This window comes from Vibrio sp. Y42_MX_L11 (assembly GCF_024181785.1).
GTDB lineage: Bacteria > Pseudomonadota > Gammaproteobacteria > Enterobacterales > Vibrionaceae > Vibrio > Vibrio diabolicus.
Genome location: NZ_JAMZAP010000009.1, coordinates 20,149 through 33,419 on the forward strand (window position 1 = coordinate 20,149; position 13,271 = coordinate 33,419).

The following is a 13,271-nucleotide window of genomic DNA, read 5'->3' on the forward strand; positions in this document are numbered from 1 at the left end:
AACCTAACCTGAAGAGCTGTCATTTAGCAGCTCTTCACATCCTCTAAATATGTGGAAATCCACAATACCTTTCCTTATTGACAAGGCCGACAATATCGTCCCAGTGACTACCAAGTAGCACTTGGACATATTAATAACAATTAAAGTGAGTCAGCATGTCAAAAATACTACCTGTGGTGACGGCCTGTTTGCTGGCAACCACAATGGGCGCAAGCGCCTCGTCTATTCCTGAAAAAGCCAGCGTGTGCAGCGGTTGTCACGGCCAAGATGGCATGGGTCAACCAAACATTGCGCCTATGATTGCTGGTCTGAACGCGAATTATCTCAACACCCAAATAGAACTCTTCCTTAGTGGCGAACGACAAAACGTAGTCATGCAAGGCATGGCGAAAGAGCTTAGCGATCCTGCCGTTCGTAAAGAAGTCATGGATTACTTTGCTAACCTTCCAAGCTACGAGTTCACTAACCCAGAGCAACGCGGCGACCAAGCCGACATTCGTAACCCGTATCGTAAATTGATCTTCCAAGGTGATTGGGATAGAAACATTCCAGCTTGCGCGACTTGTCATGGAGCCAGCGGAATGGGCGTCGACAAATTCCCTCGCCTCGCAAGCCAACATGCTGATTACTTAAAAACGCAATTGATGGCATGGAAAAACGGCACTCGCAGTGGTGACCCGCTCAATATGATGGGTACTATCGCGAAAAATCTCACTGACGAAGAGATTGAAAACCTTTCCTACTACTTTGCCTCATTACGTTACTAGGAGCAGACATGAAACGTTTATATTCTTTGTTCGCATTGCCTCTCATCTCTGCTGCTACTTTGGCCAACGAGCCACTGCCGGATCGTCAAACTGAACTGCCCGCGGTGAAAAAAAAGAATCACGGTGAATACTTAAAACCGCGTGATCTAGGCACCATTCCAAATACCGAATTTGGTGAGCAAGTAAAACGTGGTTATTCCCTATTTGTTAACTCGCAACAAATGCGCGGAAAATACGTTGGCAACGAACAAAACTGTGTGAATTGCCATATGGAAGCAGGACGAAAAGCCAACGCTGCACCTCTATGGGCGGCATACATGGCCTACCCTGCTTATCGCAAGAAAAACGATCGCGTAAACAGCTATGCTGACCGTATCCAGGGTTGTTTCGAATATTCCATGAACGGTAAAGCTCCCGCTTACGATTCGCCAGAAATTGTTGCCCTTAGTGCTTACGCCTACTGGTTGGCGATGGGCGGCTTGCTCGACAAACATGGTATGACGGATGAACCAATTCCGGAGCTAGACGCAAAAGCGTTGCAAGTTGGTGGAAAAGCAAAAGACTTCCCGCTGCCAGAAGCCATCGCGCAAGCATTACCAATTGAAGAACGAGGTAATCTCTCTGGACGTGGCTACCCAAAAATCGCCGCCCCTGAGCAAGAACCATCACCAGAGCGAGGGGCATTAGTCTACGAAAAGAACTGCGAAACTTGCCATCGCGCCGACGGTTCAGGCATAAAAGGCACCGACGGCGATTCTTACATTCCACCACTTTGGGGCGAATATGCGTATAACTGGGGTGCAGGTATGCACCGTATTAACACCGCGGCCTATTTTATTTACGAAAACATGCCGCTTGGGAAAAGTGTCCAGTTAAGCAAACAAGAAGCGTGGGATGTCGCGGCATACGTCAATAGCCACGAGCGTCCACAAGATCCACGATTTAAAGGCAACGTGGCCGCAAACGCAGAGAGATATCACCAACATCAAGGCTATTACGGAAAAACAATTAGTGGTAAGCAAGTCGGCTCGAATGCTTTCAAGAGCGGTACCGTCGAGTAAAAGACAACCATTCATCTTAAATACCAGTGCTCCCTGCTCAGGCTCTCTGGGCAGGGTTGTTTTACTCTCCTGAAGCAATCACTGCCCCCCTCCAAACCAGCAACGTTAAGTAGTTTTCGGCTTCCAACATACCCATCTTCTCAGTAAAATAGTGCGCCAAACGCAACTTTGTTTATATCTTAGAGCTTCCATATACTATGATGCCAAAAGTAAGAAACTCGTAAACTCCTGAATCAAAACAAGCGTGCCTAATGAAAAAAGAGTATTCTTAGGACAAATGAATCCAAAACCTACCCGATGAGTATTCAACCTAATTCCCGTCAGTTAATTTCATGCGAAGAATGCGGCCTTGTTGTTCGTATTCCCGATATCGATCAAGGGCAAAAAGCTCAATGTCCTCGATGCGCGCATTCTCTGACAAAAGTGAATGCTAAACCCTATCAAAGCGTGATCGCCATTTCATCGGCATGTTTGATCATGTTGGTGTTAAGCATTTCTTTCCCTTTTATGTCGTTCAGTGTGCAAGGGCTATCGCAAGAAATCACCTTACTGCATGCAGCCAAAATGCTGGCTGAATTTCAAAATGTACTTTTAGGTGTGTTACTTCTCGCAACGGTCGTCGTATTGCCTGCTATCTATGTCGGTCTCATTCTCTTTCTTCATCTCGAAGCATTAAAAGCGCGTAAACATACGCCATCCAAAAAACAGCAACGAATGGCGAAAGTTTTATGTCGCCTTCTGTTTCGAGTCGAACCCTGGCTGATGGTCGATGTATTCTTGATTGGCGTATTAGTCAGCTTAATTAAAATCGCTTCTCTGGCAGACATTGGAATGGGGACTTCATTCTGGGCGTTCTGCGTTTATACCGTACTGGTAGTCAAATGTATTTCTATGGTTGACAAAAGCTGGCTCTGGGGACACTTCATTCCAGCCATCGTGCTGCCCGATGTAAATGAGGGCGATACGCACCATAACCACAACCATATTGGTTGCCATACATGTCACCAACTCAACCCAATTGAAGCGAAAAAGCACCAATACTGCATTCGTTGTAAAAGCCCTATTCACAAATACAACCCAGCTGATAATTTACAAAAAGCTTGGGCGCTTTTGTTTGCGTCAGTCATTTTCTATATCCCCGCGAACCTTTATCCAATGATGTATACCGTAAGCCTTGGACATTCAGAAGGCTCGACTATCATGGAAGGGGTAATACTGCTTTGGCATTTAGGTTCTTACCCTATTGCGATGGTAATTTTCTTTGCTAGCGTATTCATTCCAATGGCGAAAATGCTGGCACTCGCGTGGCTGTATTACAATGCGCAAAAAGCGCGATATCTTCCTCCTGAAGAAAGTATTTCACGCTTAAAGATATACCGCTTAACTGAGTTTATTGGTCGTTGGTCCATGATCGATATCTTTGTCGTTGCCATCTTAGTTGCACTGGTTCAGTTGCAAAACTTAATGGCGATTTATCCAGGCCCTGCTGCGCTCTCTTTCGCGGCAGTGGTCATTTTCACTATGCTTTCTGCAATGATATTTGACTCACGTTTGTTGTGGCAGTTGCCACAAAACGAAGTGCAGGAGCCGATTTCTGACAACTTAAACGAGAAAGCCAAATATGAGTGATGAGAACAACGTAACCGCTCAAATAAAACCGCAAAAGCAGATTTCTGCGATCTGGATTGTCCCGATCCTTGCGCTAGCCATGGGAGCGTGGATGCTGTTCCAATACATCAACAGTACAGGCCCACAAATTACTCTCCAACTGCCAACCGCAGATGGGATTGAGGTTGGTAAAACCGAGGTCCGAGCATTGAATGTTAAAGTCGGTCTGATTACCGAAGTCACTCTCAGTGAAAACTACGATCACATCATCGCTAAGGCGCAGATGAACAAAGATGCTGAACGCATGCTGCGTGACGATACCATGTTCTGGGTGGTGAAGCCTCGTATTGGCCGTGATGGCGTTTCAGGTTTAGAGACCTTGCTATCTGGCGCTTATATCCAACTTCAGCCGGGTAAATCTAAAGTAGAAAAGGAGCACTTTACGGTATTAGATGTGCCACCGGTCGCTTCTCCTGATGCAGAAGGCCTACGTCTTGTATTAACACACCGCGAAGCTGGCAAACTAGGTGTTGGTGACCCGGTTATTTATAAAGGCTTTACCGTTGGTCGTGTAGAGAAAACCAGCTTTGATGTTGATACTCGCAAAGCGCTGTATCAACTCTTTATTTTCAAACCTTATGACAGCTTAGTGCGCACTCGTACTAAGTTTTGGCTGAATTCTGGTGTTGATTTACAGCTCAATGCCGAAGGGTTTGAAGTTAAGTTTGGCTCGCTAGAGAGCATGCTAACGGGTGGCGTTACCTTCGATACCGTTCCAGGTCTTGAGTCCGGCGAACTACTCACAGAAGACATGGTTAACTTCCGCTTGTACGATGATATTAAGCAGCTGAGAGAAGGTATGTACGATGACTACATTGAGTTCGTCATGTTATTTGATGAATCGGTACGTGGCTTAAAAGCGAATGCGCCTGTTGAGTACCGCGGTCTTCGTATTGGTACCGTAACGAGAGTACCGATGCGTTTACCAACACCAGAAGAAAACTTCTCTGCGAAAAAAATTCCTGTTTTGGTGCGCGTTGAGCTCGGTCGAGTGTACGGAGATTTAGAATCCCAATCTTTATCTATGTTCAAAGAAAAGTTGAAGGAAGAGTTTGCTCGCGGTCTCCGTGGCACCTTAAAGACTGGTAACTTGTTAACTGGCGCGCTTTATATTGATGCAGACTTTTATCCTAATGATGATCAGTACGTTCCAAGTGAATATGAAGGTTTAGATGTATTTCCAACCATGCGTGGTGGTTTTGCCCAAGTTCAGCGCCAAGTTAATGACTTCCTAAATAAGATTAACAGCTTACCAATGGAAGAAACGCTTAACTCTCTCAATGCAACGTTAAAAACGTCGGAAAAGACGTTGGCGTCAGCAGAACGTGTCGCGGACAGTATTGATAAACTTTTAAATCAAAAAGAGACGCAAGAGATCCCAACAGATATTCGCCAAAGCTTGCAGCAGTTGCAAAAAACACTCGATGGTTATGGACCAAACTCAACCATGTACAATGAAATGGAAGCCACGCTCAAAGAACTAGAAAGCGTGATGACAGAGTTTAAACCCGTACTCAAACAGCTAAACGAAAAGCCAAACTCTCTCGTGTTTGGAGAAGATGAAATCAGTGACCCAATCCCAGTTAAAGGCCAAAACTAATGAAACGAGTATTCTTTTTGTCTATCGCGCTATTTGTCGGTCTAACGGGTTGCAGTAGCGCTCCAGAAACTAAAGGGGCTTTGTACCTTCTACCTAAGGCGGAACCAGTGACGCTGAGCTCTTCTGATATCTCACAGCGCCCTACTTTAGTTGTTCGTCCAGTAAAACTGGCAAGTTATTTAAACGACAGTGGTATCGTTTACCGAACCTCTGAGACTCAAGTTATCCAGGCAAGAAACAATCAATGGGCGCATAGTATTTCCGAGCAAATCACTCAGAGAGTCGTCACAGAACTACGCCACAAACAGACTCATTACTGGCCGACTGAAATGAACAACCTGTTGGATCAAAATGGTGAAGCCAAACTACAGCTTACGTTAAATAAATTTAATGGTAGCTACAAAGGCAATATCGAAATTGAGGGGGAATGGTTACTCATCAATGCTGAAGGTAAGGTAGAAAACAGTGCACCAATACAAATCTCTCAGCCTCTACAGGACGAAGGCTATGGAGCACTTGTCGACGCACTGTCCGTCGGGTTGGAAGAAATGACTTCGGAGATTGCCAAAAAAATCTAAGATCGATGTTAATTACAGGGAAGCAAGTTGCTTCCCTTTTTTGTGCTGCAAGAAGTTTTTTCGATCGAAATAGATGTAGATAATCAAGCGAGACAAATTGATCTTAGTCAGACTGCAATCCGTTCTTTGGTGCTACTCTACGGCAAAATATAAAGCCCCATCCTATGACCTTATGTAGAGGTCTTGTTGATAAGGTTCTTGAGTAGCAATGTCGATTAACATTTCCGATTTAACCACCGCCCTAAATAAGGTGGAGCATATTCATAAAGTTCAACTTGAAAATGTGCATCAGTTCTTTAAAGCAAACGAAGCTTTCTCGGTAAAAACGTTCAGCCAACTTATATCTAGTGACTCACTTGATGAGCGATTTAAAACCATCGACAAGGCCTTCTCTTTGCTTGGTGATGTGAAAACCTACCTTTTAGAAGCGTCCTACTTAGTTAAGTAAAAATAAAAAAGCCCCTGTAACTTAATTACCTGGGCTTTCATTTTTATCGCCGCTAAGTTGTGGAGTTACAACTTGTAGCGATCATCAATGACCGTTGTCTCTGGGAAGGTTTTACCCTCGTCCATCGCTTCCTCAGTCTCTTCTTTTACTTTGCTATCGATCCAGAAATTACCAATATCCATTGGATGAAGCACCCATTCTGTCGCTTTTGTCATGCCATCTTTAGGAATTTTAACCCAGCGCCAATGCGCAACTCGAGAATAAGGCACCATGTATCCAGGAACGATGATATTCGCTTTGCTGACATAGTTTTGGATTTGATGCGATAAATCGTAACGCTTCTCCTGATCAAACTCAGAGTCATAAGCTTCAATCAACTTGTCCAGCTCAGGGCTGCTGTAGTTGGTGTGAGCATTCGTTTGTGGTCGATTCGCATTATCAGAGTGCAGGTATTCCCAATACGCAGGAATCTCACCAGAGCCCATATTCAAGAACGCTAACTGATGCTTTTTCTCAAGAATGTATTTAAACGCAGATGAGCCATCCACCAAGTTTAACGTGAACTCTAGACCAGCGAGTTTCGCTTGCTCTTTCAGGTATGCAATACGTGGAGTCCAAGAGTTGTATCCGTAGGTGATAGCAAAGCTCAAGCGTTGACCCTTATCGTTGACACGAATACCATCTGCGCCCACTTTGTCAAAGCCCGCTTTTTCGAAGTGTTTAACCGCCGCATCAGCATCAAACTTTGGCGGTGTATTGTTAGGATCATCGTATTCGCCATGACCAAAGCCGAGTCCATGTGGTTTACGTGAATAATCCCCACGCATGATATTTTCAATCATGCCGTCATAGTCAGTGGCTGCCATAACACCCTTGCGCACTTCTAGGTCATCCAACATTGGCATCGCGGTGTTCATCCAAAGGCCACCGGCGCCTTGTGGTGCTTCGTTAAAGCCCCAGTACTTTTGGATATAGCCTTTTTTGTACACATCACTATCGGTTTTGTCATGCCAAAAGCTTGGTAGCACCATCTCAAAGTAATCTAAGTTACCTTTTTCAAAGTGCTTCATGGCAATATCAGGATCGCGAATCACCTTAATGCGGACTTTTTCTACGTTGTAGCGGTTTTTATAGTAGCGGTTGTTATACCCCCACCAATCTTCGCCCACGTGTTTGAATGTCACGCTCTTACCTTTCTTCACTTTATCAATGTAGTAAGGCGCCGCAGTTGGCTCAGATTTAAAGTTGAACTTTCTGACGAAGTTATCAGGCATGCCATCGTTATTTGCGTCCTTTTCTCCTTCAAAGAAGTGTTCCGGACGAGGCTGAAAACCATTACTCGGCATGTTAATCATAACCATGAGCGAGTCATGACTTTGAGCTACAGCGAGATTGACTTTGATGGTGTAGTCGTCAATTTTTTCAACACCAACAACGCTGTTCGTGAAGAAGTCGTTGTACCACGGGTCGATAATGTCTTTTGACGTGTAGTACTTCATCATAAAGACGTAATCATCTGCCGTAATTTTTTCACCATCTGACCACTCGGCCGTTTCATCAAGCTTAAAGAATACGGTTTTGTTGTCCTCTCCAAATGCCCATGACTTAGCAAGTTGGGGGATCCATTTACCAGTATTTGGATGACGCTGAGCAAGCTTTGGTGAACCATCCATTAAATATTGGCGCAAGCCGGAGTTCGCATCTGGACCAACACTTCGTAATGTCTGAGGAAAGCTCTGAATGTACGTACGATAAGTACCACCTCGTACCGCTTCTTCAGAGGCGAACAGAGGTTCATTGTTATTTGAAATCCATTCTATATCAGCAGGTAGCTCTGCCGCACTCAGTTGAAAACTGGCAGCGGTCAGTGTTGCAAGTACTGAAAATGGCAGTTTTTTAGTCATGTTTCTTCCTTGTTGTGTTTGCGATTAAGGTCGTAGCAAGGAAGACGGAGTGTGAAAGCTGCAAATAGAAAATACGCAGATAGGAAATAATAGGAGCGTAATATGAAGTGACTTCCTGCCAGCTTCTATATTAATTTCAAAGAGTTTCACTAGGTCATCCTAGACCTTACAACGCAGTGAATGCATCTTCGCCATAGTATTCTTTAGGCTTTTGTAACGCAAGTCATCAATAATACATGGTCGCATTTTCTATGCATCACAGTGAGTTATGTTACAAAAGTGTGATCGATACAGTACCAAGCCCTACTTTCCTCATAATAAACCGTAGAACCTTTATCCGAATAAGCTCCCCCCTACACCAATTAAAGCAAGCAAGTAAGCGAGCAGATATAACTGGTTAAAATGAGCAGTTACTTACTACGGTTGGTATTTTTATTAGATACAAAAAAGGTGAGGCATCACAGCCTCACCTTTCTTTATACAATACAAGACTGTGCTTACATACTAGACAAGCTATCATTGATCGATTTCAACACTGCAGCAGGATCCACAGCTTGAGTAATTGGACGCCCAATAACAAGATAGTCAGAGCCTGACTGAATAGCCTCTACTGGTGTCATGATACGGCGCTGGTCACCTTGCTCAGAGCCAGCAGGTCGGATTCCTGGTGTAACTAACTTAAAGTCTTGACCAAGTTCGCTCTTAAGCAATGAAGACTCTTGAGCTGAACATACGACACCATCTAAACCAGCGTTTTTGGTCAATGTCGCCAGACGAATAACTTGATCCTGAGGCGCAATGTTCAAACCAATACCCGCTAAATCACTTTGTTCCATACTGGTTAGTACCGTTACTCCAATCAGAAGTGGGCGATCTTTACCGTATGGCTCAAGAATTTCACGTGATGCCGTCATCATGCGCTCACCACCGCTCGCATGCACATTCACCATCCAAACCCCTAATTCCGCGGCTGCGCGGACCGCCTTAGAACACGTATTTGGAATATCGTGAAATTTCAAATCCAAGAAGACTGAGAAACCACGTTTGTGGAGTTCACGTACGAAATCAGGACCAAATAGCGTAAACATTTCCTTGCCAACTTTTAGGCGACATGACGCAGGATCAATTCTATCTACAAACGCAAGTGCGTCTGCTTGGTTATCATAATCCAGTGCGACAATAACTTTTTGGTCGATCATTTCATCTCCTAACTATTTTGGTTCTTATTAAATAAAAAGTTAAAAAAATGCAGCGGACAGAAACTCTGTCAGCTGCATTAAAATTATTCACCATCCAATCCGCGGATTGGCTTGATCGTCCCCCACCCTTTACAGGATGGGCAGTGCCAATAAAGGGAATGAGTAGAAAACCCACACTTCCGGCATCGGTAGTGTGGTTTCACTTTTAACTGTTCACCCACCATCGCTTGTAGCGTCGATAGACTGTCCTTCGCGCGACCGTCTTCTGCTTCAGCAATGTGGTAGTCAATTAATCGATAAAAGCCCTTCATGGTTGGATTTTTCAGCAGCTGTTTGGTCAGCAGCTCTTGTGCAGCCCCGACGTTCTCGTGGTGAGCAACCAACTGAGCCAACATTAACTCGGCTGATACGCCTGCTTTCTTATCAATACAAGCTCGCAGAAACTCTACAAGTTCATCTTCCTGGCCCAAATGATGGTAGCACTCTGCAATGGTTGGTAAGACATCGCTGATAAAGTCTTTGTCTTGCTCAAGCACACCCGTTAGGTATTTTATCGTGTGTTTATAATCTTCAGACTCTAGATAAATTCGTCCCAAAGCAATACTCGCTCGAACACACTTTGGGTCTTCTGCTAGGGCTTTTTTAAAGTGCTGTATTGCCTTATTAGTATTACCATCGGCTTGGTCGAGCATGGCAATTTCACACCAAAAATGAGCAATATTCGCACGCATTCTGGAGCGTTTATTACCCAACTTAGCCAATTGATTGGCGTAATAAATTGCTTTTTCCCATTCACGTGTTTGTTGGTAAATGGTTACCAATTGCTGAAGGGCCGCTTCTTTGTAATCTGGCTCTTCGACTAACTGTTCGAAGATTTTCTCTGCACGATCGAGAAAACCAGAGACCATGTAATCTTTCGCCAACTGTTGAAGTGCAAGATTCTTTTGATCCAGTGTTAAGCCAGAGCGAGAAATGAGATTTTGGTGAATTCGGATTGCGCGGTCGACTTCGCCACGAGACCGGAACAAATTACCCAACGCAAGGTGAGTATCGATTGTCTCGTTATCAACTTGGAGCAATTCAATAAAGTGATCAACAGCCTTATCTGATTGGTCAGAGAGCAGCAGATTAAGACCCGTCATATACTGACGAGAGATTTGATGAGATTGCTTCTGCTTGTCTTGCTGAGCGCTGCGATGCCCCATATACCAGCCATACGCAGCAGCTATAGGCAATAACAAGAAGAGTAGTTCAAGCATTAAAGTTAAGCCTTATCCTTATGCCTGTTTTTCGATGGCTGGCTTATCAGCAGGTTTGTTTGCATCTGTAGGTTCGTACTTTTTCAGTTTTTTCTTTAAACGACGAACTTGTAGCTGAGTTTTCAGCTGGATACTACCAAAGATAACCCACGCTAAAGCAAAGCCAACCACAAATACCACACCTAATAGTGTAGATAAGTGGAACTCTCCTTTGGCTAGAAGATAGTTAAAAGTCACGAGCTCTTGGTTTTGAGAACCTAACGCCAATGCAATTAAAAAGAGAGCTAAAACAGCAACGATTTTTATAATTTTCATTTACATCACCCTTCTAGGAGTAAGTCGGTAAGATTATGCAGGAAAATGCTTCTTCAGACTACGTATATTAGCAATAATCTATACCCAAGTAACCTCAAGATGCTTAGTTTGTAGACACGCCTAGAAGTTAAAGTTACTTGGGTATAGAAAGCTGCAAAGAAAACAGTCAGAACCAACAGCTCGCTTCGTAAACTGCTTGGATACATTACAAAAAAGCGGCATACACAAACGTATGCCGCTTTTTTCAAACTAATAAGAGTGCGTTAGCCAATATTTACACGCTCACGAAGCTCTTTACCAGGTTTGAAATGTGGAACGTATTTACCTTCCAATTCCACTTTATCGCCCGTTTTAGGGTTACGACCTACGCGAGGCTCGCGGTAATGAAGAGAAAAACTACCAAAGCCACGGATCTCGATACGGTCACCGCTCTCTAGCGTAGAGGCCATGTGCTCTAAAATATCTTTTACAGCATCCTCTACCTCTTTCGCTGATAAGTGTGTTTGCTCAGCGCAGAGTCTTTCAATCAGTTCAGACTTAGTCATAGTTGCCCTCTTTGAGTATCTTTATCACTTATTATAGTAAGTAATACTAATTCCAACAAACACTTGCTGACAATTCTAGACAAATTTTATGCAAAATGCGCAATGAAGAAATGCCTTTTATTAAGATAGTTTACCGTCATTAGTATTACTACTTAAATATGCTCAAATATAAAAAAGGAGCCTTGCGGCTCCTTTTTTGCTTAAGCGAGTATATTATTCGCCTTTAGCAGCTTTGAAAGCGTCAGCCATTGCGTTACCGAATGCATTGTCATCTTGCTTATTGATAGATGCCATTGCTTCTTGCTCGTCAGCTTCGTCTTTAGCTTTGATAGATAGGTTGATTACGCGGTTCTTACGGTCTACACCTGTGAACTTCGCTTCAACAACATCACCAGCGCTTAGGATTAGAGAAGCATCTTCTACGCGATCGCGAGATACTTCAGAAGCACGGATGTAACCTTCAACGCCTTCTGCGATTTCAACAGTAGCGCCTTTAGCGTCAACAGCAGTTACAGTAGCGTTAACTAGAACACCTTTCTTGTTGTCAGCAACGTAAGCATTGAATGGGTCGTTTTCCATTTGCTTGATGCCTAGAGAGATGCGCTCACGCTCAGCGTCTACTGCTAGAACAACTGCAGAGATCTCGTCGCCTTTCTTGTACTCACGTACAGCTTCTTCGCCAGCAACATTCCAAGAAATGTCAGATAGGTGAACTAGACCGTCGATGCCGCCTTCTAGACCGATGAAGATACCGAAGTCAGTGATAGACTTGATCTTACCAGTAACTTTGTCGCCTTTAGCTTGTGCTTCAGCGAATGACTGCCATGGGTTAGCTTTACACTGTTTCAGACCTAGAGAGATACGACGACGTTCTTCGTCGATTTCAAGAACCATAACCTCAACTTCGTCGCCAACATTAACAACTTTAGAAGGGTGGATGTTCTTGTTAGTCCAATCCATTTCTGAAACGTGAACTAGACCTTCAACGCCTTCTTCGATTTCAACGAAGCAGCCGTAGTCAGTTAGGTTAGTTACGCGACCAGTTAGTTTGTGACCTTCTGGGTAACGCTTAGCGATTGCTACCCATGGATCTTCGCCTAGTTGCTTAAGACCTAGTGATACGCGAGTACGCTCACGGTCGAACTTAAGAACTTTAACTTGGATCTCGTCACCAACGTTAACGATTTCAGATGGGTGCTTAACGCGCTTCCAAGCCATATCAGTGATATGTAGAAGACCGTCAACGCCACCTAGGTCAACGAACGCACCGTAGTCAGTAAGGTTCTTAACGATACCTTTAACTTCAGAACCTTCTTGTAGAGTTTCTAGAAGCTCGTCACGCTCAACGCTGTTTTCAGATTCGATAACAGCACGACGTGAAACAACTACGTTGTTACGTTTTTGGTCAAGTTTGATAACTTTGAACTCTAGCTCTTTGTTTTCTAGGTGAGCAGTGTCGCGGATTGGACGTACGTCTACTAGAGAGCCAGGAAGGAAAGCACGGATACCGTTTAGTTCAACAGTGAAACCGCCTTTAACTTTACCGTTGATGATACCAACAACAGTTTCAGCTTCTTCGTAAGCTTTCTCAAGTACGATCCAAGCTTCGTGACGCTTAGCTTTCTCACGAGAAAGTTGAGTTTCACCGAAACCATCTTCAACAGCGTCTAGAGCTACGTCTACTTCAGCGCCAACTTCAACTTCAAGTTCGCCAGCAGCGTTCTTGAACTGTTCAGCAGGGATAGCAGATTCAGACTTAAGACCAGCGTCAACAAGAACGAAACCGTTCTCGATAGCTACTACAGTACCTTTAACGATGCTGCCTTGTTGGAATTCTGTTTCGTTTAGAAACTCTTCAAAGAGTTGAGCAAAAGATTCAGTCATTTAGTTAATCTTCAATAAATTAAACGTCCACGGGTATCCTACC

Annotated in this window: 12 protein-coding genes; 6 read left to right on the plus strand and 6 right to left on the minus strand. The window is 44.0% G+C overall.

Going from position 1 to position 13,271, the window contains the following annotated elements; all coding sequences use genetic code 11:
- Positions 1–155 precede the first annotated feature (155 nt).
- The 6 genes from NL643_RS11005 to NL643_RS11030 all read left to right on the plus strand — a co-directional run bounded on the left by NL643_RS11005 (position 156) and on the right by NL643_RS11030 (position 6,122).
- Entirely contained in the window at positions 156–767 is a 612-nt protein-coding gene (locus NL643_RS11005) for a c-type cytochrome (RefSeq protein WP_017448376.1), read from the plus strand.
- Between the two features lie 8 nt (positions 768–775).
- Positions 776–1,828 (plus strand): c-type cytochrome, encoded by a 1,053-nt coding sequence (locus tag NL643_RS11010; RefSeq protein ID WP_199804033.1) that lies wholly within the window; start codon positions 776–778, stop codon positions 1,826–1,828.
- A 297-nt stretch (positions 1,829–2,125) separates the two neighbouring features.
- Positions 2,126–3,457, plus strand: a complete 1,332-nt coding sequence (locus tag NL643_RS11015; protein ID WP_006742665.1) for a paraquat-inducible protein A — start codon at positions 2,126–2,128, stop codon at positions 3,455–3,457.
- Complete coding sequence (pqiB, locus tag NL643_RS11020) at positions 3,450–5,096, plus strand: intermembrane transport protein PqiB (RefSeq protein WP_199804034.1); 1,647 nt, start codon at positions 3,450–3,452, stop codon at positions 5,094–5,096. Before NL643_RS11015 ends, pqiB begins: the two co-directional genes overlap by 8 nt.
- Entirely contained in the window at positions 5,096–5,674 is a 579-nt protein-coding gene (locus NL643_RS11025; protein ID WP_047010031.1) for a membrane integrity-associated transporter subunit PqiC, read from the plus strand. The genes pqiB and NL643_RS11025 overlap by 1 nt, the downstream gene beginning before the upstream one ends.
- Before the next feature lie 208 nt (positions 5,675–5,882).
- Positions 5,883–6,122 (plus strand): hypothetical protein, encoded by a 240-nt coding sequence (locus NL643_RS11030; RefSeq protein ID WP_005397103.1) that lies wholly within the window; start codon positions 5,883–5,885, stop codon positions 6,120–6,122.
- 65 nt (positions 6,123–6,187) lie between these two features.
- Here the strand turns inward: NL643_RS11030 and NL643_RS11035 are convergent, their stop codons facing one another.
- The 6 genes from NL643_RS11035 to rpsA all read right to left on the minus strand — a co-directional run bounded on the left by NL643_RS11035 (position 6,188) and on the right by rpsA (position 13,228).
- On the minus strand, positions 6,188–8,026 hold the full coding sequence (locus tag NL643_RS11035; protein WP_164666438.1) for an extracellular solute-binding protein: 1,839 nt from the start codon (positions 8,024–8,026) through the stop codon (positions 6,188–6,190).
- A gap of 497 nt (positions 8,027–8,523) precedes the next feature.
- Positions 8,524–9,225 (minus strand): orotidine-5'-phosphate decarboxylase, encoded by a 702-nt coding sequence (pyrF, locus tag NL643_RS11040; RefSeq protein WP_005397105.1) that lies wholly within the window; start codon positions 9,223–9,225, stop codon positions 8,524–8,526.
- A gap of 83 nt (positions 9,226–9,308) precedes the next feature.
- Complete coding sequence (gene lapB / locus NL643_RS11045; protein ID WP_005376665.1) at positions 9,309–10,484, minus strand: lipopolysaccharide assembly protein LapB; 1,176 nt, start codon at positions 10,482–10,484, stop codon at positions 9,309–9,311.
- 18 nt (positions 10,485–10,502) lie between these two features.
- On the minus strand, positions 10,503–10,799 hold the full coding sequence (locus NL643_RS11050; RefSeq protein WP_005397112.1) for a LapA family protein: 297 nt from the start codon (positions 10,797–10,799) through the stop codon (positions 10,503–10,505).
- Positions 10,800–11,062: 263 nt separating this feature from the next.
- A complete protein-coding gene (gene ihfB, locus NL643_RS11055) occupies positions 11,063–11,344 on the minus strand; it encodes an integration host factor subunit beta (RefSeq protein ID WP_005385816.1) in 282 nt (93 codons plus the stop codon).
- Between the two features lie 213 nt (positions 11,345–11,557).
- Positions 11,558–13,228 carry a 30S ribosomal protein S1 gene (gene rpsA, locus NL643_RS11060; protein WP_005385817.1) on the minus strand — a complete coding sequence of 557 codons (1,671 nt, stop codon included), beginning with the start codon at positions 13,226–13,228 and terminating at the stop codon, positions 11,558–11,560.
- Positions 13,229–13,271: the final 43 nt, after the last annotated feature.

Bases quoted from the DNA above. Each gene is read 5' to 3' on its own strand.
- pyrF (WP_005397105.1), bottom strand. From the start codon at position 9,225: ATGATCGACCAAAAAGTTATTGTCGCACTGGATTATGATAACCAAGCA.
- pqiB (WP_199804034.1), top strand. From the start codon at position 3,450: ATGAGTGATGAGAACAACGTAACCGCTCAAATAAAACCGCAAAAGCAG.
- NL643_RS11050 (WP_005397112.1), bottom strand. From the start codon at position 10,799: ATGAAAATTATAAAAATCGTTGCTGTTTTAGCTCTCTTTTTAATTGCA.
- rpsA (WP_005385817.1), bottom strand. From the start codon at position 13,228: ATGACTGAATCTTTTGCTCAACTCTTTGAAGAGTTTCTAAACGAAACA.
- NL643_RS11015 (WP_006742665.1), top strand. From the start codon at position 2,126: ATGAGTATTCAACCTAATTCCCGTCAGTTAATTTCATGCGAAGAATGC.
- ihfB (WP_005385816.1), bottom strand. From the start codon at position 11,344: ATGACTAAGTCTGAACTGATTGAAAGACTCTGCGCTGAGCAAACACAC.
- NL643_RS11025 (WP_047010031.1), top strand. From the start codon at position 5,096: ATGAAACGAGTATTCTTTTTGTCTATCGCGCTATTTGTCGGTCTAACG.
- lapB (WP_005376665.1), bottom strand. From the start codon at position 10,484: ATGCTTGAACTACTCTTCTTGTTATTGCCTATAGCTGCTGCGTATGGC.
- NL643_RS11005 (WP_017448376.1), top strand. From the start codon at position 156: ATGTCAAAAATACTACCTGTGGTGACGGCCTGTTTGCTGGCAACCACA.
- NL643_RS11010 (WP_199804033.1), top strand. From the start codon at position 776: ATGAAACGTTTATATTCTTTGTTCGCATTGCCTCTCATCTCTGCTGCT.
- NL643_RS11030 (WP_005397103.1), top strand. From the start codon at position 5,883: ATGTCGATTAACATTTCCGATTTAACCACCGCCCTAAATAAGGTGGAG.
- NL643_RS11035 (WP_164666438.1), bottom strand. From the start codon at position 8,026: ATGACTAAAAAACTGCCATTTTCAGTACTTGCAACACTGACCGCTGCC.